Consider the following 25,453-nt stretch of genomic DNA (forward strand, 5'->3'; position numbering starts at 1 on the left):
CCGCTGAGTGCCGGAGGGTGTTCCCCATGTCCGCGTCCCCGAAGCCGCCCGCGTTCGACCCCGCCGACCCGCTCGGCCTCGACGACCTCCTCGACCCCGAGGACCTCGCCGTCCGCGACACCGTCCGCTCCTGGGCGGCCGACCGCGTGCTGCCGTACGTGGCCGACTGGTACGAGAAGGGCGAACTGCCCGGGATCCGGGAGCTGGCCCGCGAACTCGGCTCGATCGGCGCCCTGGGCATGTCCCTGACCGGGTACGGCTGCGCGGGCGCGTCGGCCGTGCAGTACGGCCTGGCCTGCCTGGAGCTGGAGGCCGCCGACTCCGGCATCCGCTCCCTGGTCTCGGTCCAGGGCTCGCTCGCCATGTACGCGATCCACCGGTACGGCAGCGAGGAGCAGAAGAACGAGTGGCTGCCCCGCATGGCCTCCGGCGAGGTCATCGGCTGCTTCGGGCTGACCGAGCCCGACCACGGCTCCGACCCGGCCGGCATGCGCACGTTCGCCAAGCGCGACGGCGAGGACTGGGTGCTCAGCGGGCGCAAGATGTGGATCACCAACGGCTCGGTCGCCGGGGTCGCGGTGGTCTGGGCGCGCACCGAGGACGGCATCCGGGGCTTCGTCGTCCCCACCGACCGGCCCGGCTTCTCGGCGCCGGAGATCACCCACAAGTGGTCGCTGCGGGCCTCGGTCACCAGTGAACTCGTGCTGGACGACGTGCGGCTGCCCGCCGACGCGGTGCTGCCCGGCGTCACCGGGCTGCGCGGACCGCTCGGCTGCCTGTCGCACGCCCGGTACGGCATCGTGTGGGGCTCGATGGGCGCCGCCCGCAGCAGCTTCGAGGCGGCTCTCGACTACGCGAGGACGCGCGAGCAGTTCGGGCGGCCCATCGGGGGCTTCCAGCTCACCCAGGCCAAACTCGCCGACATGGCGGTCGAGCTGCACAAGGGAATCCTGCTCGCCCATCATCTGGGGCGGCGGATGGACGCCGGGCGGCTGCGGCCCGAGCAGATCAGTCTCGGCAAGCTGAACAACGTCCGCGAGGCCATCGAGATCTGCCGGACGGCGCGGACGATCCTCGGCGCCAACGGGATCTCCCTCGAATATCCCGTGATGCGGCACGCGACGAACCTGGAGTCGGTGCTCACCTACGAGGGCACCGTGGAGATGCACCAGCTCGTGCTGGGCAAGGCGCTCACCGGGCTCGACGCCTTCCGGTGAGCCCCCTGGGGGGCGGGGCCGGAGAACGGCCCCGCCTCAGCTCTGGTTGAAGAAGCCGTCCTCCCGGCGGCCCGCCGGTTCGCCGCTGATGATCTCGGTGTGGGCGGGCGTCAGCAGGAACACCCGCGTCGCCACCCGCTCGATCGTGCCCCGCAGACCGAAGGTGAGCCCGGCCGCGAAGTCCACCACCCGCTTGGCGTCGGCGCCCTCCATCGCCGTGAGGTTCATGATCACCGGGACCCCGTCCCGGAACAGTTCGCCGATGGCACGGGCGTCCCGGAAGCTGTCCGGGGTGACCGTGCCGATGCGGCGGCCCTTGTCCTCGGCCGTGTCCGCGGCCACCTTCACCCGCGGGTCGGTGACCCAGGCGTCAGCGGGCTCCGTGCCCTCGGAGTAGTCGTCGTCGTAGTAACGCTCGTCATCGTTGTCGTCGACGAGGCCGAGCCACGCACTCGCCTTGCGTACCGATCCCATGGACGCCTCCTCTCACAGCGGTCTTGTCTGTTCTTCGCTTCCCTATGGTCATCCATGATGCGGACGGTGCGCCAAGTGGATAGACGCCGCGCGGGGGGTTTGTGACGGTACTGGTGCACGATCGATCCGTCGAGAGCCCTTGTGCCCCAAGGCCTGCGACTCATACGGCTGCTGACTGGGAGTGAAATATGATTTGTCGCGGCGGATGGGTGATGTGTGGTGTGTCCGGGTGACGGAAGGGGCCTCGGGGACGTCCGGGGTGGGACGTGCGGGGTGAGGGTCGGCTTGTGTGACGTGAGGCGACGTCAAGGTGTGCGGGACGTCTGATCGTTGAGCCGTCTACGGCCGAAAGGCACCCTTGTGCCGACCGGTCGTTCGGCCGAATACTCCCCCTCAGCGCTTGTCAGGGGCATGCACGTCCGATGGGTCTGCCGCTGACTGCGCCTCACGGGCCCCGACCCCACGCGGGCCCCCGAATTCCCCAGGAGGGAACGACACGTGAGGATCAAGCGCACCACTCCCCGAGGCCGTATCGCCAGACGCACCCAGCTCACGGCGGCCGTCAGCGGCCTTCTCGCCGTAGCCGCGTTCGCCGCCCCCACCGCGAACGCCAGCGACGTCCACACGTTCAGCGCCGGGCAGCTCACCAAGGCGAGCGACTCCGTCCGCCAGGCCGACGTCCCCGGCACCGCCTGGGCCGTCGACAGCAAGACCAACCGCGTCCTCGTCACCGTCGACAGCACGGTGTCCCAGGCCGAGATCGCCAAGATCAAGCGGCAGGCGGGCGCGGACCGGCTCACCATCAAGCGGACGGCCGGCAAGTTCAACAAGCTGATCACCGGCGGTGACGCCATCTACGGCGGCTCCTACCGGTGCTCGCTCGGCTTCAACGTCCGCAGCGGCAGCACGTACTACTTCCTGACCGCCGGGCACTGCGGTGAGGTCGCCTCCACCTGGTACAGCAACTCCGCGAAGACCACGGTGCTCGGCACCAACGTCGGATACAGCTTCCCCGGCAACGACTTCGCGCTGGTGCGGTACACCAACTCCTCCATCGCGCACCCGAGCGCGGTCGGCAGCCAGACGATCAGCAGCGCGGCCACCCCGGCTGTCGGGACCACCGTGACGCGGCGCGGCTCCACCACCGGCACGCACAGCGGGCGGGTCACCGCGCTGAACGCCACCGTCAACTACGGCGGTGGGGACGTGGTTTCCGGGCTCATCCAGACCACGGTGTGCGCCGAGGGCGGTGACAGCGGTGGCCCGCTCTACGGCGGGAGCGTCGCCTACGGGCTCACGTCCGGGGGCAGCGGCAACTGCTCCTCCGGCGGGACGACGTTCTTCCAGCCCGTCACCGAGGCGTTGAGCTACTACGGGGTGACGCTTCCGTAGGTCGCCCGAGGTTCCCTGACGGGCCGTCCTCACTGACGGGTCGGTTCGGCGGGCCCCTGTACGCGGTCACTCGCGTGCGGGGGCCCGCTTTTTCGCGGGGTGAGGGTGCGGGGGCGGGCGGGGCGCATGTGGGGGGTCTGTGTGGGGGGTGTGGGGCTTCGGGTTTCGGGTGCTTCGGGAGGGGCGTTTTCTGGACACCCGATCCTGTTGCTCTGCGGTGGTTGGGTTTTGACGTTTCGTGTTTGCGCTGCGAATTTCCTGGGGTGACTGTCCTCGGTCAAGCTGGGGCGGTTGGTCGGTGGTCCGGCCTGAAGTCGGTCTTGTGTGCCCGCTGTGACCTTCGGAAGAGTGGGCGCTCGTCAACCAGCCTTCCGGTCCGTCAGGTCCCCACAACCTTGTCGGACCGACCCCCCACAGGAGGACGTGAGTTGAAGCATCGACGCATACCCGCACGCCGGGCCGCGATCGCCGGAGCGGGAGTTCTCGCACTGGTCGGAGCGGGTGTCACCTTCCAGACTGCGAACGCCAGTGAACCCGCCGGGGCCGCCGACTCCGCGGCCGGGGCGCGTGTTCTGTCCGCCCCCGCGGCCGGAAAGCTCGCCTCCACGCTGCTCGCCGACCTCGGCTCCGACAGCGCGGGCAGCTACTACGACGCGCAGGCCAAGAACCTCGTCGTCAACGTGCTCGACGCCTCCGCCGCCGATACCGTCCAGGCGGCCGGCGCCAAGGCCAGAATCGTCTCCCGCTCGCTCGCCGTGCTCGACGGGGCCCGGTCCACGCTCACCGAGGACGCGACGATCCCGGGGACCTCGTGGGCCAGCGACCCCGTCTCCAACAAGGTCGTCGTCACCGCCGACAAGACCGTGTCCCCGGCTCAGTACGCCAAGCTGGGGAAGGTTGTCTCCGGGCTCGGGGGCGCCGCCCAACTCAAGCGTTCGAAGGGGGAGTTCAAGCCCTTCGTGTCCGGCGGCGACGCCATCAACGGGTCGGGTGGGCGGTGTTCGCTCGGGTTCAACGTGACCAAGGGCGGGGCGCCGTACTTCCTCACCGCGGGACACTGCACCGCCGCGATCTCCAGCTGGACCGACGCGTCCGGGAACGCCATCGGGTCCAACGCGGACTCCAGCTTCCCCGGTAACGACTACGGGCTCGTGAAGTACACCGACGGGGTCGATCACCCGAGCGAGGTCAATCTCTACAACGGGTCTGCTCAAGCGATCTCGGGGGCTGCCGAGGCCACTGTGGGGATGAAGGTCACTCGCAGTGGGTCCACGACTCAGGTTCACGGCGGGACCGTGACCGGGCTGAACGCGACGGTGAACTACTCCGAGGGGACCGTGAGCGGGCTGATCCAGACCGATGTGTGCGCCGAGCCCGGGGACAGTGGTGGGTCGCTGTTCTCCGGGAGCAGTGCGGTGGGGCTCACGTCGGGGGGGAGTGGGGACTGCTCCTCCGGCGGGGAGACGTTCTTCCAGCCTGTGACCGAGGCGCTGGCCGCTACCGGGACGCAGATCGGCTGAGGTTCCTGGCTCCGGTCTTTGGGTCCCCGTCTCTCCTTCGGGAGGGCGGGGGCCTTTGCGTTGTGGGCGGGGCCGCGCCGGGGGGTGTCCGTCCTCGGTCCGGCGACTTCTGTTTCCTCGATTTGTTCGGCTTGGCTTTTCGCCGGACGCTGCGGGCGGACACCCCCCGGCACGTCCCCTCGCCGCCGTCGCCGGTCATCCCGCCCGTACGGGGTGCGGTTGTGGGTGGGGCCGCCCCTTGTGGGTGGGGCGCCCTTGTGGGTGGGGTGCGGTTGTGGGTGGGGCGCCCTGGTGGGTGTGGGTGCGGTTGTGGGTGGGGCGCCTCTGGTGGGTGCGGTGCCTTTGTGGCTGGGTGGGTGGTCTTGGGTGGGGGGCTTGTGTGGGTGGCGGTGTGTGTTTGCGCAGGTGGGAGGGGTGGGTGTGCTTGTCGTACGGGTGTTCGATAGTGGGGGTATGGTGGAAGGGAACGGGTGTTCGATAGCTGAGTGATGGGAGGTGCTGGAGTGGCGTTCGCGCATTTGCGGGTCGTCTCCGGGTTCTCCCTGCGGTACGGGGCCTCCCATCCGGAACGGCTTGCCCTGCGGGCCTCCGAGCGGGGGATGGATGTGCTGGCCCTCACGGATCGGGACTCGCTCGCCGGGGCCGTTCGGTTCGCCAAGGCTTGTGCGGGGAGCGGGGTACGCCCCGTTTTCGGGGTTGATCTCGGGGTTGCCGTTCCTTCCGGCGGGGGTGGCGGGGGACGGCTCCGGGCTCCGGTGCGTGGGGGTGCCTTTGTGGACGAGTCGGCTCCCCGGGTGACCTTTCTGGCGCGCGACGGGGCTTCGGGCTGGGCCGAGCTCTGCCGGATGGTCACCGCTGCTCATGCCGGTGGTGGGGGTACGCCGCTGGTGCCCTGGGAGGCGCTCCGGGGGGAGGGGGTCGTCGTTCTGCTGGGGCCCGGCTCCGATGTGGGGCGGGCTCTCGGGGCCGGGCGGCCTGATCGGGCCGCCCGGTTGCTGGGGGCCTGGCGGGAGGTTTTCGGGGACGCTCTGCGGGTCGAGGTGGTGTGGCACGGGGTGGAGGGGACGGGGGGCGGGTCCCTGCGGCTCGCTGCCCGGAGTCTCGGGTTCGCCGTGGAGCAAGGGGTGCGGCCTGTGCTCAGCAATGCGGTGCGGTACGCCGATCCGGGGCAGGGGCGGGTCGCCGATGTGCTGGATGCCGCCCGGCGGCTGGTGCCCATCGATCCGCGGAAGGGGCTCGACTCGGGGGAGGCCTGGTTGAAGGGGCCGGCCGAGATGCTCCGGGTTGCCGAGCGGGTGGTGGAGGCCGCCGGGTATCGGCGGGAGACCGCGGGGCGGTTGATTGCCGAGACCCTCGCTGTCGCCGGGGAGTGTGTCGTTGATCCCGAGGACGATCTCGGGATCGGGAGTGTGCGGTTTCCCGAGGGGCGGCTCGTGGGGGCCGGGCGGCGGGGGGCTCAGCGCGCGCTTGCCTCTCGGGCCGTCGCCGGGATGGTGCGGCTCGGGTATTCCGGGCGGCGGGAGTACTGGGAGCGGATGCACGAAGAGCTGGAGATCATTGGGCATCATGGGTTTGCGTCTTATTTTCTGACCGTCGCCCAGGTGGTCGATGATGTAAGGGAGATGGGGATTCGGGTCGCTGCTCGGGGGTCCGGGGCCGGGTCTCTGGTGAACCACCTGCTGGGCATCGCGCATGCCGATCCGGTGGCGCACGGGCTGCTCATGGAGCGGTTCCTGTCGCGGGAGCGGGTCGCGCTTCCTGATATCGATGTGGATGTGGAGTCCGCTCGGCGGATCGAGGTCTATCGGGCGATCCTCGGGCGCTTCGGCGGGGAGCGCGTCGCCACCGTCGCCATGCCGGAGACCTATCGGGTCCGGCACGCCATTCGGGATGTGGGGGCCGCCCTTTCGATGGACCCCGCCGAGATCGACCGGGTCGCCAAGGCCTTTCCGCATGTCCGGGCCCGGGACGCCCGGGTCGCGCTTGCCGAGTTGCCCGAGCTGAAGGGGCTTGCCGGGGAGCAGGAGCGGTACGGGGTGCTGTGGGAACTGGTGGAGGCGCTGGATGCCCTGCCGCGCGGGGTCGCCATGCACCCTTGTGGGGTTCTGCTCTCCGACTCCTCGCTGCTACGGCGTACTCCGGTGGTTCCCACCAGTGGGGAGGGGCTGCCCATGTCGCAGTTCGACAAGGAGGACGTGGAGGATCTCGGGCTGCTCAAGCTGGATGTGCTCGGGGTGCGGATGCAGTCGGCCATGGCACACGCCGTCGCCGAGGTGGAGCGGGCTGCGGGGGAGCGGGTCGATCTGGATGCCCTGCCCGCCGGGGATGCCGATACGTACCGGCTCATCCGGTCCACCGAGACGCTCGGGTGCTTTCAGATCGAGTCGCCCGGCCAGCGGGATCTGGTGGGGCGGCTCCAGCCCGACTGTTTCGGGGATCTGGTGGTGGACATCTCCTTGTTCCGGCCCGGTCCCGTCGCCGCCGATATGGTGCGGCCCTTTATCGAGGCTCGGCACGGGCGGGCGCCCGTGCGGTTTCCGCATCCGGACCTCGAGCCGGCGTTGCGGGACACCTATGGGGTGGTGGTGTTCCACGAGCAGGTCATCGACATTCTCGCCGTCATGACCGGGTGCGGGCGGGGAGAGGCTGATGCCGTGCGGCGGTTGCTCTCCGATTCCGAGGCCCAGGGGCGGGTGCGGGTGTGGTTCGCCCAGCGGGCCGAGGAGAAGGGGTACGACGCCGAGACCATCCGGCGGACCTGGGAGATCGTCGAGGCTTTCGGGTCCTACGGGTTCTGCAAGGCGCATGCCGTCGCCTTTGCCGTGCCCACCTATCAGTCGGCCTGGCTCAAGGCGCATCACCCCGCCGCTTTTTACGCCGGCCTGCTCACACATGATCCCGGCATGTATCCCAAGCGGCTGCTCCTGGCCGACGCCCGGCGGCTCGGGGTGCCGATCCTGCCGCTGGACGTGAACGTGTCCGGGGTCGCTCATCGAATCGAACTGGTGTCTGGTTCGGGGGTGTGGGGGGTGCGGCTCGCCCTCGCCGATGTGCACGGGATCAGTGAGGCGGAGGCCGCGCGGATCGCCGAGGGGCAGCCCTACGCGTCCCTGCTGGACTTCTGGGAGCGGGCGCGGCCGGGAAGGCCGCTCGCCCAGCGGCTGGCGCAGGTCGGGGCGCTGGACGCGTTCGGGGCCAATCGGCGTGATCTTCAGTTGCACCTGGCCGAGCTGCACCGGGGGTCCCGTGGCGGCCGTGGGGAGCAGCTTCCGCTGGGCGGTGGCCGGCGGACCGCTTCCGCCGGTCTGCCCGATCTGTCGGACGCCGAGCGGCTCAGTGCCGAGCTGGGCGTGCTGTCCATGGACGTCTCCCACCACCTGATGGACGACCACCGGGGCTTCCTGGAGGAGCTGGGCGTGGTGTCGGCGCGGCGGCTGCGCGAGGCCCGGCACGGGGAGACCGTACTGGTCGCCGGGGCCAAGGCGGCCACCCAGACGCCGCCGATCCGGTCCGGCCGGCGGGTCATCTTCAGCACGCTGGACGACGGCACCGGGCTGGTCGACCTCGCCTTCTTCGACGACTCGCACGATGCCTGCGCGCACACCGTCTTCCACTCCTGGCTGCTGCTGGTGCGCGGAGTGGTGCAGCGGCGCGGGCCGCGCAGTCTGAGCGTGGTCGGGTCGGCCGCCTGGAACCTCGCGGAACTCGCCGGGCTGCGGGCCGAGGGCGGGCTGGAGAAGGTGGCGGCCCGGCTGGCCGAGCCCGCGCCGGAGGCGAAGGCCGCGGAGGACGGGGTGGGGCGCCGGATTCGGATGTCCACCGGCTTCCAGATGCACCCCTGGGCCGACCTGCGCCCGGCCGGCCAGGAGGTGTCCGAGCAAGCGCCTTCCGCCATGCGGAAGTTGTGGCACCAGAGTCCGGGGAGTGCGGGATGACCGTTCTCTGTGTGCGTTTTCGCCGGGCCGGCGAGGGTGACGGTGAGCTGGAGCTGTCCGAACTGCTCGGGCTGCTGGAGGAGTTCACGCCCGTCGTGGAGGGGCTGCCGCCCGACGGGGCCCTGGCCGATCTGCGCGGGGCCGAGCGGTACTTCGGGCGCGGGCCGGTGGAGCTGGCCGCGCTGATCCGGGTGCGGGCCCTCGCCCGGTACGGGGTCGACTGCGTGGTGGGCGCCGGGCCCGGGCCGATGCTGGCCCGGATGGCGCTGCGCCAGGCGGGGCCAGGAGTGGTGTGCGCCGTTCCCGACGAGCCCGGCGCCGGGGCGGAGTTCCTCGCCGGGCTGCCCGTGGTCGCGCTGCCCGGTGTGGGGACGGCCACCGCCCGGACCCTGTGCGAGTACGGTCTTGACACCCTCGGGCGGGTCGCCGTCGCGCCGCCCGCCACGCTCCAGCGGCTCGTCGGGGCCAGGACCGCCCGTGAACTGCGGGAGCGGGCCAACGGGGTGGACCGGGGGCGGGTAGTGCCGAACGCCGTCTCCCGGTCGGTGGCCGCCGAGCGGTCCTTCGAGAGGGACGAGCTGGACCCCGGCCGGCACCGGCGGGCGCTGCTGGCCGACGCCGAGGAGCTGGGGTCCCGGCTGCGGGGGATGGAGCACGTCTGCCGCTCCCTGACGCTCACCGTGCGCTACGCCGACCGCTCCACCACGGTCCGCGGGCGCACCCTCGCCGAGCCGACCGCGCACTCGGCCGACCTCACGAAGGCGGCGTACGGCATGTACGAGGCGCTCGGGCTGCAGCGGGCGCGGGTGCGGGCGCTCGCCCTGCGCGCCGAGGGGCTGACGCCGGCCGGGGAGGCCGCGCACCAGCTCACCTTCGACCCCGTGGACGAGAAGGTCCGCCGGATCGAGGAGGTCGCCGACCTGGCGCGGGCCAAGTTCGGACCCCGCGCGGTGATGCCCGGGACGCTCGCTGCCTGAGTTACCCGTGTTGCGGAAGTTTCCCGTGGGATTCGGCGGCCCTGTGCCGCCTCGTGACGGTTCCTCAGTGTGCGGGGGCTTCTGAGGGCGGATGGAACTTTTTACCGACGCGTAACTTCACAGTTGCACTACTCGTCCGTAACTTGACGAGTGAACAGCATCCCGTGATCCGGATCACAGGGTTAGGCCGTGCACCTTCTCCCTTGAGCCGCAAGGAGATCACACGATGCTGCCCTGGAAGCGAGCGCTCAGACCGCTCGCCGCGCTGGTCCTGGCCGCCGCGCTCGCCACCGTTCCCGCCGCCACCGCCCACGCCGCTCCCAGCAGTGGCTGGAACGACTACTCCTGCAAGCCCTCGGCCGCCCACCCGCGGCCCGTCGTCCTCGTCCACGGCACCCTCGGCAACTCCGTCACCAACTGGGTGTCACTCGCTCCGTACCTCAAGGAGCGCGGCTACTGCGTCTTCTCCCTCGACTACGGACAGCTCCCCGGCGTCCCCGTCTTCTACGGCCTCGGCCCGATCGACAAGTCGGCCGAGCAGCTCTCCGCCTTCGTCGACAAGGTGCTCACCGCCACCGGCGCCACCAAGGCCGACCTCGTCGGCCATTCCCAGGGCGGCATGATGCCCCGGTACTACCTGAAGTTCCTCGGCGGGTCCGCCAAGGTGAACGCGCTCGTCGGGGTCGCCCCCAGCAACCACGGCACCGACCTGAGCGGCCTCACCAACCTGCTGCCGTACTTCCCCGGCGCCGAGGATCTCATCAAGTCCACCACGCCCGCGCTGGCCGACCAGATCACCGGCTCGGCCTTCATGACCAAGCTCAACGCGGGCGGCGACACCGTCCCCGGCGTGCACTACACCGTCATCGCCACCAAGTACGACGAGGTCGTCACCCCCTGGCGCACCCAGTACCTCTCCGGCTCCGACGTCCGCAACGTCCTCCTCCAGGACCTCTGCCCGCTCGACCTCTCCGAACACGTCGCGATCGGCATCTTCGACCGCATCGCCTACCACGAGGTGGCCAACGCCCTCGACCCGTTCCACGCCACGGCCACCACCTGCGCGTCCGCCTTCAGCTGAGGTGACGCGGGGCCCTGCCCGGCCTGAGCCGCCCGGCAGGGCCCCGCGTTCACGGGGGTGCTCAGCGCGGGTTCCGGCCCGTCGCGCGCTGGCGCACCGAGAGGAACAGCGCGGCTGAACCGAGGGCCAGGGCGGCGGCGCCGCCGATGGCCGCGTACGAGGTGCCGGCGGGGGTGCCCGTCTCGGCCAGGGGGACCGAAGTCCCTTCCGGCTGAGGGGTGTCGGGTGTCACCGGTTCCGCCGAGGTGCTCGGGTCGTCGTCGCCGTGGCCGTGGTGCTCCACCGTGGAGCGGTCGGCGCCGGCCGCGATCTGGCGCTCCGACGGGGCGGAGACGGTGGGCGCGGGGGTGGTCCTCGCGGACTTGGCCACCTTGGCCACCTTGGCCGTGCCGGCCGGGGTGGCCGCCCCGGCCGCCGTCGCGCCGCCGAAGTCGACGTCCGAGCAGGAGTAGAACGCCTCCGGGCTGTCCGAGCGCTGCCACACCGCGTACAGCAGATGGCGGCCGGTGCGGGCGGGGAGCGTGCCGGAGAAGGTGTAGAAGCCGTCCCGGGCGACCGGGTCCGTGGACTTCGCCACCGGGTCGGCCAGGTCCAGGTCGGACCAGGCCAGAGGCCTCGCCGGGTCGTAGCCGGGCTTGGTCGCGTACACCTCGAAGGTGCCCTTGTGCGGCGCGGTCACCCGGTACTTGAAGGTGTACGAGCCGCTGTGCACACCGGTCGCCGGCCAGTCGGCGCGGGCCAGGTCGAGGCCCTTGAACTCGTCGTTCCCCGCGCTGCACAGCTTGCCGTCGGGGATCAGCTCTTGGTGGCGGCCTCCCGCGTCGCCGATCCGGATGCCGTTCCAGTCGTACAGCGCCTGGGTGCCGCCCGCCGCCACGGCCGCCCGGCAGGCCGCCGACCCGGGGGACTCCGGGCCCTCCGCGAAGCACTGCGCGACCCGGCTGACCGGGTCGCCCATCGAACCGTGCGCGGACGCGGGCGCGGCGGCCAGCACGGTCAGGGTCAGCGGCGCCAGGCCGAGCGCGGCCGCGGTGGTGGCCGCCCGCAGCCGGGGCATGCGCCGCCCGCGCGGGGTCGAGGGCGTGGCGAAGGGCATCGGAACTCCTCGGAAGGGTGTGCCGGAAGGGGGCTGGTCCCGTGGGGGGACGGTCAGAAACTAGCCCCGTACGGTGGCGGAATCGCCTGCTCCGAGCCCCGGGAGCCGATCTTTATGGTCCGCTTAAGGCCGTGCTCAGACTGGGCTCAGGTCGCTACCGTGCCCGGCATGAACGATCACCCCGAAGCCCCGGTCCGCGCCGCCACGGCCGACGACGAGCCCGCCGTGCGCGGGGTCACCGACGCGGCCTACCGGCCCTATATCGCGCGCATCGGTGTGGTGCCCCAGCCCATGGAGGCGGACCATATGGCCGACCTCGAAGAGGGGTGTGTCTTCGTCACAGGAGAGCCCGTCACCGGACTCGTGGTCGTCCGTGCTCGCCCCGACCACCTCTTCCTCGACAGCATCGCCGTCCACCCCGACGCCCACGGCCGGGGCGTCGGCGGCAGGCTGCTGCGCTTCGTGGAGGCCCACGCCCGCGCGCTGGGGCTCCCCGAGATCCGGCTCTACACCAACGCCCTGATGTGGGAGAACCAGAAGATCTACCCCCGGTACGGCTACGAGTTGGTGGAACGCCGGGTCGACGGCCCCTACGACCGGCTCCACTACCGCAAGTCCCTGGACCGCCGGGGAGCCTGACTGTCAGTGGGGGATGGCACGCTTGCCGTATGAGCGACGCGAGCGAGAGGACCGCCGGGGCGGACGTGGACTGGGACGCCCAGGCCGCCGTCTTCGACGACGAACCGGATCACGGCCTGCGCGCGCCCGGGACACGGGCCGCGTGGGCCGCAAAGCTCAGGGGGTGGCTGCCCGAGCAGCCCTCGGACGTGCTCGACCTCGGCTGCGGCACCGGAAGCCTCGCGCTGCTCGCCGCCGAACAGGGGCACCGGGTGACCGGCGTCGACGCCTCCCCGGCGATGGTCGAGCGGGCCCGCGCCAAGCTCGCCGGCCAGGACGCGCGGGTCCTGTGCGGGGACGCGGCCGTACCCCCGGTGGTGGAGCGGGGGTACGACGTGATCCTCGTCCGGCATGTGCTGTGGACGCTGCCCCGCCCCGCCGAGGTGCTGCGCCACTGGCGCACCCTGCTGCGCCCCGGCGGCCGGTTCGTGCTGGTCGAGGGCGTGTGGGGGAGCCTCTCCCCGGTCGGCATGCCCGTCGACGAGGTGACCGCTCTGCTGGCACCGCTCGCCGGGCGGATACGGGTGGAGCCGCTGTCCGGCGACCCGCTGCTGTGGGGCAAGACCGTCGCCGACGAGCGGTACGCGGTGCTGGCCGAGATCTGAGGCTCAGACGAGGCCCGTGAGACCCTCCGCGCGAGCCAGTACCTCCAGCTCGTCCAGCGCCGAGGCGGCGGCGGCCGCCGCTCCCGGGTCCCGCCCGGCCAGCCCGCTCGCGGCGAACTCGTCCTCGTCCAGCCGGAACACGTCCCGGCCGTCGCCGGAGACCCAGAGGTCCAGGTCGAGGTCCTCCACCACGAGTTCGGCGCCGGACCGGACGGCGGGCCGGGTGATGTCGCAGTACCAGCCCTTCAGGGTGCCGTCCTGGGCGCGCACCTCCTTCACCGCGTACCAGCGGTCCCGCCAGTAGTGCTCGGTGAACACGTCGCCCGGCTCGAAGCGCACGAACCCGAAGTCCCGCACACCCTCACCCGCCCAGGGAGCGCGCACCGACACACGGGTGCCGTCGTCCGCGAGCAGGGTGGCTGGGTAACGGATCTTCGTACGCCCCGCCTTGACGAGGACGACCTCCAACTCCTCGCGCATTTCAGCCGAGCTTGCGGACATACCGCACCTCCGTGGCGCAGAACTCGTAGCCGAGCCACTTGTTGATGGCGATCATCGGACCGTTGCCCGCGTCGTTCCCGGTGAACGCCTCGGTGTGGCCGGCCGCGCGCGCCCGGTGCAGCGAGTGCAGCTTGGCGAGCTTGGCCAGGCCCCGGCCCCGGTAGGCGCGGGAGGTGCCGGTCATCGCGGTGAAGTAGCGGCTCGCGCCGTCGGAGTAGGCCACGCTGAAGGCGACCGGACGGCCGTCGGCCACCGCCACCACGGTCAGGTCGAGGTCCAGCAGCGGGTGCTCCCAGGTCTCCGCCAGCCACGCCTCGTAGTCGGAGTAGGCGATCGTGACCTCGCCGGGCTCGTCCGCCACGGTCTCGGCGTCCAGCTCGAACAGCGGGCGGGGGTCGGCCGCGAAGTCGGCGGCCGTACGCAGCTCCACCCCGGCCGGGGTCTGCGGGAGCGGCGGGAGGGTGCGCTGCGCCAGGTCGAGACGGAGGAAACGGGCGGGGCGGCCGGCCCGGTAGCCGTGCCGTTCGGCGAAGCGCACACTGGCGGGCTCGTCCTGCACCCAGGAGTACAGCCGGGTGGCGCCCAGCGAGGCGAGGTACTCCTCGGCGGTGGCCACCAGCAGATGCCCCGCGCCCCGGCCGGTGCGGTCGGGGCGGACCTGGACGTTGACGTACGCCTGCCCCGGCTCCGTGCTCTCGTGCGCGAGCGACACATGCGCCGTGCCGATCACCTCGCCGCCCTCCTCCGCGACCAGCGAGCGGAACCGCGCGTCCGGGTGGCTCCGCAGCAGGACGTGCCGCACCGACTCCGGGGTGAACAGGATGTAGGGCAGTGCCAGCCGTCGGACCCGGGCGAAGCCCTCGGTGTCGGCCGGCACGTCGGGACGCAGATCGCGCACGCGTACGGTCATGAGCAGGCACCGTACGGGCGGGACCGGCGGAGTGCCTCTCATTTTTCGCCCCTCGTCCGCGCCGGGTGCGGGAGAATCGGCCCTGTGAGCCTGAAGATCCACCTTGATGACAGCGCGCCTTCGTACGAGCAGGTCCGGGCGCAGATCTCCGAGCAGGCGCGGGCGGGCGCGCTCCCGGTGGGGTACCGGCTGCCCACCGTACGCGGCCTCGCGGAGTCCCTCGGCCTCGCCGTGAACACCGTCGCCAAGGCGTACCGCGCGCTGGAGGCGGACGGCGTGATCGAGACCCGCGGCCGCAACGGCACCTACATCGCCGCCCCCGCCGCCACCCGCGAGGCCAGCACCGCCGCCCAGGCGTACGCGGAACGCGCCCGCCGCCTCGGCCTGGACCACGACACCGCCCTGGCCACCGTCCGCGACGCACTGCGCGCCGCCTACGGCACCGACTGAGCGGCGCTCACCGCCGCGCCCACGGCTCCGGGGTCCGCGTGACCTCCAGCCCCGCCCGGCGGGCCAGGCTGCCGAATTCGGCCGCGTCCTTCACCGCCGCGCCTCTCGGGTCGTTGTTGAAGTAGGCGTAGACGTCCTCGCCGTCCGGCCAGGTGGTGGCGACGCGGTCCACCCAGGACTGGAGGGCCTGGGTGCCGTAGCGGGGCCAGGGCTTGGCGCGGCCGCGGTGGAAGCGGACGTAGCCCCAGTCGGCGGTGCGCCACAGCGGGCCGGCCGGGCGGCCCAGCTGGTCCGCCCAGCACAGGGCCGCCTTCCTCGCCTCGAGCACCTCGCGGGTCCGCGGGGTCCACCAGGAGTCGTGCCGCGGCTCGACCGCCACCCGGGTCGTCGCCGGGAAACAGGCCAAGCAGGCGTCCAGCAGCGCTGGGTCCGCGCGCAGGGTCGGCGGGAGCTGGAGCAGCACCGGGCCCAGGTCCGGGCCCAGCCCCTCGGCGTGGCTCATCAGCCGGTGCACCGGCTCCTCGGGGTCCCGCAGCCGCTTGATGTGGGTCAGATAGCGGCTCGCCTTCACCGCCACCACGAAGCCCTCGGGCAGCCGGTCCCGCCACGCCTCGAAGTTCTCGCGGGACGGCAGCCGGTAGAACGCGTTGTTCAGCTCCACCGTGGCGAAGTGCTCCGCGTACTCCTCCAGCCACCGGCGCACCGGCACGCCCGCCGGGTACAGCACGCCCCGCCAGCTCTTGTACTGCCACCCCGACGTACCGACGAACAGGGTCATGGGTCCATCAAAACATCCGCGCGCGGGCCGGGCGGGCGGACGGACCACGCCCACCGGAACGGCCCACCCGGGGATGCGGGCCCGCGCGGCTACAGGTAGAGACCCGCGTCCGCCCCGTCCCGCGCCCCCGGCACCGAGGTCGGCGCCGTGCCCCGGCGCAGCGCGTACAGCTCGGCCAGCGTCGAGCCGTCCCGGCCCAGCTCGTTCTCCAGTTCCGGGGCCTGGTCGCCGAGCCAGCTCACCGCCTCCGGGCGGGTCAGCGGCCCCACCTCGATGCGGGCCAGACAGCGGCCGGGCCGGACCACGGCCGGGTGCAGCCGCTCCAGGTCCTCGTTGGTCGTGACCCCCACCAGGACATTGCGGCCCTGGCCCAGCAGCCCGTCGGTCAGGTTCAGCAGCCGGGACAGCGCCTGGCCCGCGGTGTGCCGCGCCTCGCCCCGGATCAGCTCGTCGCAGTCCTCCAGCAGGAGCAGCCGCCAGCGGCCCTTGCCGGTGGCGTCCTCCTCGCCGATGGCGATGTCCATCAGATAGCCCACGTCGGAGAAGAGCCGCTCCGGGTCCAGTACACAGTCCACCTGGCACCACTCCCGCCAGGACCGGGCCAGCGTGCGCAGCGCGGAGGTCTTGCCGGTGCCCGGCGGGCCGTGCAGCAGCAGGAGCCGGCCCGCGATGTCCTCCGGTGTCGTCTTCATCAGCCGGTCCATCGCACGGGCCACCGGCCCGGTGTAGTTGGACCGGACCTCCTCCCAGGTGCCCGCCGAGATCTGCCGGGTGGTGCGGTGCGGGCCGCGCCGGGGCGAGACGTACCAGAAGCCCATCGTCACGTTGTCCGGCTGCGGGGCGGGCTCGTCGGCCGCGCCGTCGGTGGCCCGGGCCAGGACCTCCTTGGCCAGCTCGGCCGTGGTCGCGGTCACCGTGACGTCCGCGCCCCGGTTCCAGCGGGAGACCAGCAGGGTCCAGCCGTCGCCCTCCGCGAGGGTCGCGCTGCGGTCCTCGTCCCGCGCCACCCGCAGCACCCGGGCGCCGTCGGGCAGCAGGGTGGCCCCGGAACGGACCCGGTCGATGTTGGCCGCGTGCGCGTACGGCTGCTCACCCGTGGCGAAGCGGCCGAGGAACAGCGCGTCGACGACGTCGGAGGGCGAGTCGGAGTCGTCGACGTTCAGCCGGATCGGCAGCGCGTCGTACGGGTTCCGCGGGTTCACAGACATGCCGTCATGATCGGGCACCGGCGCACGGCGCGCACGGCAATTCCGCCGCTTGTCCCCAGGTGTTCCCAACTCACGCCCGACGCCGGGTTTCCGCCGTTACTGTGGAGCTGATGGGCAGTCATCGGTGGTACACGGGGGCACGGAGGTGGCGGCTCACCGCCCTGCTCGGCGTGTGCGTGACCGCGCTGGCCCTGCTGGTGACCCTCCTCGACACCCTCCCCGGACGCGGCGCCGACATACACGGCACCACCCGCGACGGCGACCGGGCGCACGGCACGCCCGCCGCCCCGTCCGGACCCGTACGCCCCGATGTGGGCTGGGGGTTCACCCACACCCAGTACAGCGCCGACCAGGGCGGCGGGAGCGACCGCGTGGCCCGGCTGCTCAAGGGCGACGGCGGACTCCCGCAGGACCAGGCCGTGATGGGCTGGGGCGCCGACAATCCCGAACCGGTCAAGGGGCGCTACGACTTCGGTGCCCTGGACCGCCGCGTCGACTTCATCCGCGCCTCCGGCGGCACCCCCGTCATCACGCTGTGCTGCGCCCCCGACTGGATGAAGGGCGGCAAGGCCGGTGTCGGTGCCACCGACTGGAGCCAGGACGCGCTGGAGCGGGCGCCCGACCCGGAGCACTACCAGGACTTCGCCGACCTCGCCGCCACCGTCTCCCGCCGCTACCCCGACGTACGGCACTTCGTCGTCTGGAACGAGTTCAAGGGGTTCTGGAACGAGGCGAAGGGCCGCTGGGACCAGGAGGGCTACACCAAGCTGTACAACCTGGTCCGGGCGGCGCTGAAGAAGGCCGACCCGGACAACCTCGTCGGCGGCCCCTACCTGCCCATGGACAGCGTCGACCCCCGCGCCTCCGACGCCTCCGACCGTGTGCGCGGTCCCTGGGGCGCGATGGACCGCCGCGTGCTGGACGCCTTCGACTACTGGAACGCCCACAAGTCCGGGGCCGACTTCGTCGTGGTCGACGGCTCCAGCTACACCAACGACGACGAGCTGCTCCCCGACGAGTTCGCCGCCACCGCCAAGTTCACGGCCGTGGGGAAGTGGGTGCGCGAGCGCACGCACGGCCTCCCGCTGTGGTGGGCGGAGTACTACGTGGAGCCCGCCGACTCCGAGGACCGGCGCGCGGGCTGGTCCGAGGACCGCCGGATCGCCGTGCACGCCGCCGGGCTGATCGCCATGGCCCGGGGCGGCGCCGAATCCGGCTTCTACTGGAACCCGGAGAGGAAGAGCGGCGCCGACTGCCCCGGCTGCCTGTGGACCCCGACCGGCGACAGCGGCGGCGGCCGCGAACTGCCCATGTACGGCCTGGTCTCCCGCTTCGCCAAGGCGTTCCCGCCCGGCACCGGGCACGTGGAGGTGTCCGTCGCCGCCGACGACCGCCCCAACCTCCGCGTCCTGGCGAGCCGCGACACCGTCCTGGTGGTGAACACCCTGGATCGCCCGGTCAGCGCCCGCGTCGACGGCAAGCGGTTCGAGATGCGCGGCTACGAGGTGAAGTGGCTCGACCGCTGAACCACTCCACCCCTCTCAGCTGAGCGTGAGGAACCGCTGCACCAGCGAGGCCAGCACCACCGCCAGCAGCGGCAGCGCGAACCAGAACGCGCTCTGCGAGCGCCGCAGCCGTCCCACGCTCGGCCGGCCCGCCACCCGGAGCACCTCACGGCCGGCCAGCAGCAGGATCAGCACCCCGGCGGCGAGCGCGCCCACCACCGACCACGGTGTCCAGGTGATCTGCGGCCCGATCGGACCGGGGTCCGGCTCGGGCACCGCCGCCGATCCGCCACCGCGCAGCGCGTACACGGTCGCGTCCCCGTTCACCAGCACCCTGGAGAGCTCGGCACGGCCGTCCAGGGTCCGGGTCAGCCGGGACTCCCAGGACGCCGGGTAGCCCGCGTCCAGCTCCAGATAGCGGACCTGGCTCTCGTTGACGATCAGATACGAGTGGGGGCCCGCGTCCTTCAGCGACTTGACCAGCCCGGACACCAGCACCGGGTCGGTAGGGGCGAGCGTCGGCACATAGGTCACCCGCTCCATGTCCCGCGCGCCCCAGGCCAGCGCCGGAGTCACGTCGTTGACCGTGTCGGTGGTCAGCCACAGCAGCCGTACGGTCGGCTTGTCATGGGCGTACACCCAGTTCATCGCCGCGACCTCGCCGGGCCGGGTCCGCTCGAACGGCTCGTTGCCCCAGCGGGCCACGAGGAACCCGCCGATCAGCAGCAGCCCCGCGAGCAGCGCGGCCGGCGCGCCCAGGCCCACCCTCCGCCGCGCCTCGGCACCGGTACGCGGGAACAGCGCGAGCGCGCCCAGCAGGGCCGCGCCCGGCAGCGCGAACATGAAGACGCGCAGCGCCATCTCGCCGCCGTAGGACTGCATGCCGAAGCCGAGGAACGGTACGAACGCGAGGACCGGCAGGGAGCGTTCGCGGTAGCCGTGCCCGCGCCGCCGCCACCAGCCCCAGCAGGCCAGCGCCAGCACCGAGCCGGCCAGCAGCACCCGCGCGTACAGCACCAGCTTGTGGGTCGAACTCCCGCCCTCGATGCGGCCGGAGACCGAGGTCGACACATTGCCGCCGACCCCGCCGAGGCCGCCGAACAGCTCGTCGAAGTGCCCCGACCAGTACGGCTCCGCCATGAAGCCCACCCACACCGCCACCACCACCGCGAACAGCAGCGGCAGGCCGCGCAGTTCGCACCGGCGCAGCAGCACCAGGGCCGCGAGCACCCCGAGCATCACGAACGGGGTGAGCTGGTGGGCCGGGACGCACGCCACGAACAGGGCGATCACCACCAGGAGCAGCACCACCCGTTGGCGCCGGTCGGTCGGCTCCACCTCGGCCTCGCCGGGCCGCAACCGGGACCAGATCATGTGCGGGGCCCGGAACCACACCAGCAGGATCGCCACGAACGCCAGGTACAGCAGATAGGTGAAGCCCTGCGGGGAGAAGTAGTCCTGCCCCACCCAGCCGCTCAGCGCGAACAGCCACACCCCGGCCCACCGGGCCCGCCAGCTCGCCCGGAGCGACCGGGTGAGCAGGAACATCGGCGCCAGGTAAGCGAGTTGGATCGCCGTCGGCCACCAGCGGATCACCTCGGTGAAGTCCGACACCCCGCACGCCTGGCCGACGAAGGCGGTGATCGCGAAGAAGCCCGGCCAGCTCCAGCGCGCGTCGAGGTCGGGCACGGTCGCGCCGGTGCGGTCGATGTGGTCGAGGAAGCCCAGGTGCTGCCAGGCCGTGGGGAACCGGGGCGCGCTCTCGATCACGGCGGGCAGCGCGTGCAGCGAGAACACCGTCGCCACCAGGGTGAGCAGCAGCAGCGCCCGGTGTTCCCGGCGCAGCCGGAGCAGCCCGGCGAACACCGTGACCAGCAGCGCGGCACCGGCCAGCGTCGGCAGCGGCAGCACCGAGACCAGGCCGAGGCCGCCCATCCGGTCCAGGTCGGCGTCGGTCAGGCGCAGCGCGGGGAGCCAGTAGAGGAGGAGCGCGGCGGTGAGGAGACAGCCGAGGAGGAGGCCGCCGCGGGTGGGTTTCGGCACGCGGCGTGCCCGGGCAGTGGGCGGGGGGCCTTCCGCGGGCGCGCGTTCTTCCGGCGGAGCCACCCGCGGGACCACCGGTGGAGCCACGGGCGGGGCCACGTCGGAAGAGGCGTCCACCTCTGCCGTCTCCTTCACCGCCTTCACCGCCCAGGAGGGCGTCCGCCGGGTCGCCTCGCGCGGTCCCAGATCGGCCAGGTCGCCGTCCGGGGCCGCGGTCACCGGGCCGGGCCGGATCACCTGCCACAGGCGCGGCGCGGCGACGGCCACGATCACCGCCAGGCTGGAGATCTCCGCGACGCCCGCCCCGGCCAGCCCCATCCGGGGCAGGAGCAGCAGCGTCAGGGCCAGCACCAGCACGCACAGCAGCCCCTGGAGCCAGGCCAGTCCGGCGGTCCGGCTCTGTGCCCGGAGCACCGCGAAGTAGGTCTCCATCACCACCCGCAGCACCGCGCCGACCGCGAACCAGCGCAGCAGCGGGGTCGCCGCGTCCGCGTACCCCGCGCCGAACACGCCGAGAATCCACGGCGCGCCGACGAAGAGGACACCCGCGACCGGCAGCATGATCCGGGCCATCCGCCGCAGTGCCGCCCGCGTGTTGGCGGCCAGCCGGGCCGGGTCGTGCGAGCCCTCCACGGTGAGGGAGGCGCCCATGTTGATGGCGAGCAGGTTGGTGGTGCCGCCGATGGTGGTGGCGATGTAGAAGTACGCGTTGTCCTCGGCACTGACCTGCGAGGCGATGATCACCGGAACGAGGTAGACCACCCCGAGCGAGAACAGCGAACCCGTGTAGTCGCCGGCCAGGAACCGGCCGATCTCCCGCAGCGTCGGCGGATGCGCCCGCCCCTCGGTCGCCGCCGTGTGCCGGGGCACCAGCCGCCGGAACACCAGCCAGCCCAGCGGGAGTACGGAGGTGGCGATGGCCGCTACCCAGGAGACGAACACTCCGGCGGTCGGGATCGCCACCGCGAACGCCACCAGCAGCCCCAGCTTCACCGCCGAGAACACGGTGTTCCCCGCCGGCACCCACGGCGCGCTGCGCAGCCCGGTCAGCACCCCGTCCTGCAGGGTCAGCACGTTCCAGGCGACGACCGCCGCGAGGAACCCGAGCCCGTTCACCGGCCCGTGCAGGAACCGGTACGAGGGCCCCCACATGTCCAGCGTCAGCAGGAAGGCCCCCGCCGCCACCGCCACCACCAGCGAACTTCCGGCGTATGTGCGGAAGATGAGCCGCGCGGTGGCACGTCCGGCGACCGGGATGAAGCGGGCCAGGGCGCCGGTCAGGGTCACCGCGGTCAGCCCCGCGAGGAGCTTCATCGCGGCGATGGCGGCCGAGCCCTGCCCGACCGCCGACTCCGAGTAGTAGCGTGCCGCCGCCAGCCAGAAGCCGAGACCGAGGACGGCGGAGATGCCGGTGTTCAGCATCAGCGCGTAGGCGTTGCGGAACAGCGGATTGCCGCCGAACGCGCGGCCCAGTACGGGCAGTCGCGGGCGGCGCCCCGGCGCGGCGACGGCCGGGGCGGCCTCTTGGGCGGTGGTCGTGTCAGACACGGGAGCGGATGGCCTTCCGGCAGACCTGGCGTGCTCTTCGCACGAGTGCGTAACCCTTGGTGAGCGCACGGTCCCCGGCGAAGTCCCGTGCGATGGAACGTCCTTCGAGCAGCCGCTCGAACTCGGCCACCCCCGTGCCGCGCCGCACGGTGACCCGGCGAAGCGCGTACGGGCCCTGCCGGCGCCGGGCCAGCGCGTTGCCGACCGCCAGCGCCTGGGTGTACCCCGCCGCCCGCACCGCCTGGCGGACACGGCGGCTGGAGTAACCGTAGGGGTAGGCGAACGACAGCGGGCGGGCGCCCAGTTCGTCGGTGAGGATGCCGGTGCTGTGCTCCAGCTCGGCGGCGAGTGCGGCGTCGTCCAACTGGTCGAGCTGCGGATGGCTGTGGGTGTGGCCGCCGATCTCCACACCACCGCCGGCCAGTGCGCGCACCTGGTCCCAGTCGAGCATGGCGTCCAGGCCGCCCCCGGTGTCGTAGGGGCCCCTGAGCCAGCCGGTGGAGGCGAACAGGGTGGCCGGGAAGCCGTGCTTGGCGAGCACCGGCAGGGCGTGCCGGTGGACGCCCTCGTAGCCGTCGTCGAAGGTGATCAGCACCGGCCGGGCGGGCAGCGGGCGCCGGTAGCGCCAGTGCGCCGCGAGCGCGGCGGTGGTGATCGGGGTCAGCCCCAGGTCGCCGATGAGCGCCATCTGCTCCGCGAACGCCTCCGGCGCGACCGACAGGGCGCGGGTCGCGTCGTTGGGCGCGGCCGCCACCGCGTGGTACATCAGGATCGGTACGGCCGTCCCGGTCATCCGCCCACCTCCACCGGCGGCACCGCGAACCGGGGGCCGCCGCGCCGGGCCCGTACGCTGCCCACCACGTAGCCGCCGGCCGCGCCGAGCACGCCCGCCACGATCGCACCGGCCCGTCCCGCGCCGCCCGGCCGGGCGAGCACCGCGTCCCGCAGACCGCGCGCGATCCCGGCGGGCAGCACCCGTGTGGCGTACCGGCGTTCCGACTCCAGCCCCTTCGCCGCGCCCACGCTCCGGGCCACCAGCGCCTTGGACAGGCCCTCGGCGTACGTCCGGGTGCGGAAGTAGGCGAAGCGCTCGCGGACCTCGGGCACCCGGTGGTGGATCACCGCGCGGTCGTCGACGAGGAGCACGGCGTCGGGGCGGGCGCGGCTGATCCGGATGCACAGCTCGGTCTCCTCGCAGCCCAGCGGGCGCCGGTCGCCGTCCCGGCCGATCCCGGTGGCGAAACCGCCGGCCAGCTCGAACGCGGAGCGCCGGAAGGAGGCGTTGCCGCCCAGCACGTTGCGCACCCGGACCCGGCCGGGCGGCAGACCCCGGTAGGTGCAGCCCACCACCCAGTCGAACTCCTCCGGGAACCAGGGCGGCCGCCGCCCCGACGCCCACACCGGCTCGGTCCGGCCGCCGACCGCCAGCACGCGCGGGTCGGCGTACCCCTCGGCGAAGTGGCGCAGCCAGTCCCGTTCGGCCACCGCGTCGTCGTCGAGGAACGCGATCACCTCGCCCGTCGACGCGGCGACCCCGGTGTTGCGGCCCGCGGACAGGCCGCGCGGACCGGCGTTGGCGAGCACCCGGACCGGGCCGTCCGCCTCCTTGTACTCGGCGGCCAGCCGGTCCAGCAGCGCGGTGTTGTGGTCCACCACCAGCAGGGTCTCCAGCGCCGGGTGGGACTGGGCGCGTACCGAGGCGACCGCCGCGAGGATGTCCTCCCAGCGGTCCTCGGTGTACACGCAGATCACGACGGAAACGGCCGGAGCCCTCAAGACGACGCTCCCCGCCGGGAGTCCGCCAGCGGCGAGCGGCGTCCCCGGCGCAGCGCGCGGCGGTTGGAGCGCTCCTGGAGGATCACTCGGAGCACCCGCAGCCCGTCCCGCACGGCCCGCAGATTGCTGGTGCCGTGGATACGGAGGTACTCGTGGCTGGGGATCTCCTGCACCTTCAGCCCGGCCTTGACCACTCTGATGTTCATCAGCGTCTCGACCTCGAAGCCGGTGCAGTCCAGGTCGATCTTCTCCAGGCAGTGCCGCCAGAACGCGTTGTAGCCGTAGCAGAGGTCGGTGTAGCGGGCGCCGAACTTGCGGTTGACGACCGTGCACAGCGCCCAGTTGCCCAGCTTGCGGATCAGGGTCATGTCATCGGTGCCGCCGCCGTTGGCGAACCGCGACCCCTTGGCGAAGTCGGCGCCGGAGACCAGCGCGGAGACGTACGAGACGATCTCGTTGCCGTCGGCCGAGCCGTCCGCGTCGACCATGACGATGATGTCGCCGGAGGCCGCCTCGAACCCGCTGATCAGGGCGTCCCCCTTGCCCTTGCCGCGCTGGGCGACCACCTTCACGTCCGGCCACAGCGAACGGGCCACGTCCACGGTGTCGTCGGTGGAGTCGCCGTCGACCAGGACCACTTCGTGAATCCAGTCCGGCAGGGTCTTGAACACGTACGGCAGGTTCTCCGCCTCGTTCATGGCGGGAATCACCACGCTCACCGGCGGAGTGATGGCCAGGTGCGAGGAGATGGGCCGGTAGTGGGCCGCGAGCAGCGGTTCGCGGTCCGGACCCGGCGTGCGCAGAACAGAACTCATGACTGTGGTCCCTCTCGTCCGGTGGACCGCCCGCCCCTCGGGCGGCCCGGCTGTGTGTCCGGTTCGAAAGGGGGGTTCTCGTCCCTGACCGCGGCACGGCGAAAAGCGCTCCGGGCCGGAAAGGACGAGCTGGCAAAGCTGACCGGGCCCCCGAGCGTGCAGGGACCTCCGGTCGCGCGGCACGGCCCGGTCACCTGATGCGGTCACCGAGCACGGCACCCCCCTACCGCGCCTCACCCCGGTGCGTCACGGCTCCGAGCCCTCCCCTGAACCGTGGGCGACGGACCGATCGGGTGAGATGTACGACGGTATTGACGATAGAAGCAGAATCGCAAGACCTGGACGTGGTCTCACGAATCAGTTGGTTTGGCCGTTACGAAACTTTGGCCTGATTTACTCCCCTCCGGTTTCCTCTCCCGCGAGCCCGCTCCGTGCCGTACCCGGGTGGCCAGCAGGATCAGCAGGCTGAGTACGGTCACGGCGACGATCCCGCCGGTCACCGACCAGCGGTGCACCGTCAACATGGCCTGGGCGACCAGCATGTCGAGCGCGACCGCCCCCGCGAGCGCGGCGGTCAGCCGGCCGAAGGGGTCGAGCCCGCGCAGCGCCATGGCGATGGCCAGGGCGGGTGCGGCGAGCAGGAAGAACAGCGCGCACGGCCCGCGCAGCGGTGAGCCGGAGTCCGTGAGCGCGAGCAGCGCGCCGCACGCGGCGGTGGCGCTCGCGGCTCCGGCGAGCAGCGCCGGCAGGTCCCTCCCCGGACCCGCCCGCTCTGTGCCTTCACCGTCTGCCGTGGAGCCGTCTGTTGTGGATCTGTTGCCAGTTGATGACCGCATGGGCCGACTTTGCCCCCCGACGCGCCGGATGCCGGGCTTCAATGTGGCCCAGCCGCTCCGAGGGCGTCAAGACGACCTCGGTCCGCGTACCTCTTCCGGGGGATTGTG

At 72.3% G+C, this 25,453-nt stretch carries 21 protein-coding genes; 10 read left to right on the top strand and 11 right to left on the bottom strand.

Annotated elements, in window-relative coordinates; translation table 11 throughout:
- Window positions 1–26: 26 nt before the first annotated feature.
- Window positions 27–1,217: an acyl-CoA dehydrogenase family protein gene (locus tag EV284_RS29235; protein WP_130339441.1), complete on the top strand. Its 1,191-nt coding sequence runs from the start codon at window positions 27–29 to the stop codon at window positions 1,215–1,217.
- Between the two features lie 36 nt (window positions 1,218–1,253).
- Here EV284_RS29235 and EV284_RS29240 read toward each other — a convergent pair whose 3' ends face one another.
- Window positions 1,254–1,691: a cell division protein SepF gene (locus tag EV284_RS29240; protein WP_030812436.1), complete on the bottom strand. Its 438-nt coding sequence runs from the start codon at window positions 1,689–1,691 to the stop codon at window positions 1,254–1,256.
- A gap of 498 nt (window positions 1,692–2,189) precedes the next feature.
- Here EV284_RS29240 and EV284_RS29245 point away from each other — a divergent pair, with 498 nt between their 5' ends.
- The 5 genes from EV284_RS29245 (at window position 2,190) to EV284_RS29265 (ending at window position 10,596) form a co-directional block, all read left to right on the top strand.
- Window positions 2,190–3,083, top strand: coding sequence for a S1 family peptidase (locus EV284_RS29245; protein ID WP_130339443.1), 894 nt, complete (start codon window positions 2,190–2,192; stop codon window positions 3,081–3,083).
- A gap of 428 nt (window positions 3,084–3,511) precedes the next feature.
- The gene (locus tag EV284_RS29250) at window positions 3,512–4,603 is read left to right on the top strand and encodes a S1 family peptidase (protein WP_130339445.1); all 1,092 of its coding nucleotides are present in this window, start codon (window positions 3,512–3,514) and stop codon (window positions 4,601–4,603) included.
- Between the two features lie 488 nt (window positions 4,604–5,091).
- Window positions 5,092–8,538: a DNA polymerase III subunit alpha gene (locus EV284_RS29255; protein WP_130340035.1), complete on the top strand. Its 3,447-nt coding sequence runs from the start codon at window positions 5,092–5,094 to the stop codon at window positions 8,536–8,538.
- Window positions 8,535–9,515, top strand: a complete 981-nt coding sequence (locus tag EV284_RS29260; RefSeq protein WP_130339447.1) for a hypothetical protein — start codon at window positions 8,535–8,537, stop codon at window positions 9,513–9,515. The genes EV284_RS29255 and EV284_RS29260 overlap by 4 nt, the downstream gene beginning before the upstream one ends.
- 226 nt (window positions 9,516–9,741) lie before the next feature.
- Window positions 9,742–10,596 (top strand): alpha/beta fold hydrolase, encoded by an 855-nt coding sequence (locus tag EV284_RS29265; protein WP_130339449.1) that lies wholly within the window; start codon window positions 9,742–9,744, stop codon window positions 10,594–10,596.
- A gap of 61 nt (window positions 10,597–10,657) precedes the next feature.
- Here the strand turns inward: EV284_RS29265 and EV284_RS29270 are convergent, their stop codons facing one another.
- Entirely contained in the window at window positions 10,658–11,653 is a 996-nt protein-coding gene (locus tag EV284_RS29270; RefSeq protein WP_130340037.1) for a lytic polysaccharide monooxygenase, read from the bottom strand.
- A gap of 207 nt (window positions 11,654–11,860) precedes the next feature.
- Between EV284_RS29270 and EV284_RS29275 the strand changes: the two genes are divergently transcribed.
- Both EV284_RS29275 and EV284_RS29280 read left to right on the top strand, forming a co-directional pair.
- A complete protein-coding gene (locus EV284_RS29275; protein ID WP_130339451.1) occupies window positions 11,861–12,331 on the top strand; it encodes a GNAT family N-acetyltransferase in 471 nt (156 codons plus the stop codon).
- A gap of 29 nt (window positions 12,332–12,360) precedes the next feature.
- On the top strand, window positions 12,361–12,975 hold the full coding sequence (locus EV284_RS29280; RefSeq protein ID WP_130339453.1) for a class I SAM-dependent methyltransferase: 615 nt from the start codon (window positions 12,361–12,363) through the stop codon (window positions 12,973–12,975).
- A gap of 3 nt (window positions 12,976–12,978) precedes the next feature.
- On the opposite strand, the gene EV284_RS29285 is transcribed toward EV284_RS29280, so the two are convergent.
- A complete protein-coding gene (locus tag EV284_RS29285; RefSeq protein WP_130339455.1) occupies window positions 12,979–13,476 on the bottom strand; it encodes a DUF402 domain-containing protein in 498 nt (165 codons plus the stop codon).
- On the bottom strand, window positions 13,457–14,386 hold the full coding sequence (locus EV284_RS29290) for a GNAT family N-acetyltransferase (RefSeq protein ID WP_165425679.1): 930 nt from the start codon (window positions 14,384–14,386) through the stop codon (window positions 13,457–13,459). The genes EV284_RS29285 and EV284_RS29290 overlap by 20 nt, the downstream gene beginning before the upstream one ends.
- An 84-nt stretch (window positions 14,387–14,470) precedes the next feature.
- Here EV284_RS29290 and EV284_RS29295 point away from each other — a divergent pair, with 84 nt between their 5' ends.
- Window positions 14,471–14,836, top strand: coding sequence for a GntR family transcriptional regulator (locus EV284_RS29295; protein ID WP_130339457.1), 366 nt, complete (start codon window positions 14,471–14,473; stop codon window positions 14,834–14,836).
- Between the two features lie 7 nt (window positions 14,837–14,843).
- Here EV284_RS29295 and EV284_RS29300 read toward each other — a convergent pair whose 3' ends face one another.
- On the bottom strand, window positions 14,844–15,614 hold the full coding sequence (locus EV284_RS29300) for a DUF72 domain-containing protein (protein WP_130339459.1): 771 nt from the start codon (window positions 15,612–15,614) through the stop codon (window positions 14,844–14,846).
- 89 nt (window positions 15,615–15,703) lie between these two features.
- Window positions 15,704–16,822 carry a DUF5925 domain-containing protein gene (locus tag EV284_RS29305; protein WP_130339461.1) on the bottom strand — a complete coding sequence of 373 codons (1,119 nt, stop codon included), beginning with the start codon at window positions 16,820–16,822 and terminating at the stop codon, window positions 15,704–15,706.
- 110 nt (window positions 16,823–16,932) lie between these two features.
- On the opposite strand from EV284_RS29305, the gene EV284_RS29310 reads away from it, so the two are divergent.
- Window positions 16,933–18,348 carry a xylan 1,4-beta-xylosidase gene (locus tag EV284_RS29310; protein WP_130339463.1) on the top strand — a complete coding sequence of 472 codons (1,416 nt, stop codon included), beginning with the start codon at window positions 16,933–16,935 and terminating at the stop codon, window positions 18,346–18,348.
- Between the two features lie 15 nt (window positions 18,349–18,363).
- Here the strand turns inward: EV284_RS29310 and EV284_RS29315 are convergent, their stop codons facing one another.
- From EV284_RS29315 to EV284_RS29335, 5 genes are all read right to left on the bottom strand, one after another.
- Window positions 18,364–21,918: a lipopolysaccharide biosynthesis protein gene (locus EV284_RS29315; RefSeq protein ID WP_130339465.1), complete on the bottom strand. Its 3,555-nt coding sequence runs from the start codon at window positions 21,916–21,918 to the stop codon at window positions 18,364–18,366.
- Window positions 21,911–22,711: a polysaccharide deacetylase family protein gene (locus EV284_RS29320; RefSeq protein ID WP_130339467.1), complete on the bottom strand. Its 801-nt coding sequence runs from the start codon at window positions 22,709–22,711 to the stop codon at window positions 21,911–21,913. Before EV284_RS29320 ends, EV284_RS29315 begins: the two co-directional genes overlap by 8 nt.
- Window positions 22,708–23,694, bottom strand: coding sequence for a glycosyltransferase family 2 protein (locus EV284_RS29325; RefSeq protein ID WP_130339469.1), 987 nt, complete (start codon window positions 23,692–23,694; stop codon window positions 22,708–22,710). Before EV284_RS29325 ends, EV284_RS29320 begins: the two co-directional genes overlap by 4 nt.
- Complete coding sequence (locus tag EV284_RS29330; RefSeq protein WP_130339471.1) at window positions 23,691–24,509, bottom strand: glycosyltransferase family 2 protein; 819 nt, start codon at window positions 24,507–24,509, stop codon at window positions 23,691–23,693. Before EV284_RS29330 ends, EV284_RS29325 begins: the two co-directional genes overlap by 4 nt.
- A 350-nt stretch (window positions 24,510–24,859) precedes the next feature.
- Window positions 24,860–25,345 carry a hypothetical protein gene (locus tag EV284_RS29335; protein ID WP_347402211.1) on the bottom strand — a complete coding sequence of 162 codons (486 nt, stop codon included), beginning with the start codon at window positions 25,343–25,345 and terminating at the stop codon, window positions 24,860–24,862.
- Window positions 25,346–25,453 lie beyond the last annotated feature (108 nt).

The sequence above is a fragment of the Streptomyces sp. BK022 genome, assembly GCF_004217355.1.
Taxonomy (GTDB): Bacteria; Actinomycetota; Actinomycetes; order Streptomycetales; family Streptomycetaceae; genus Streptomyces; species Streptomyces griseoluteus.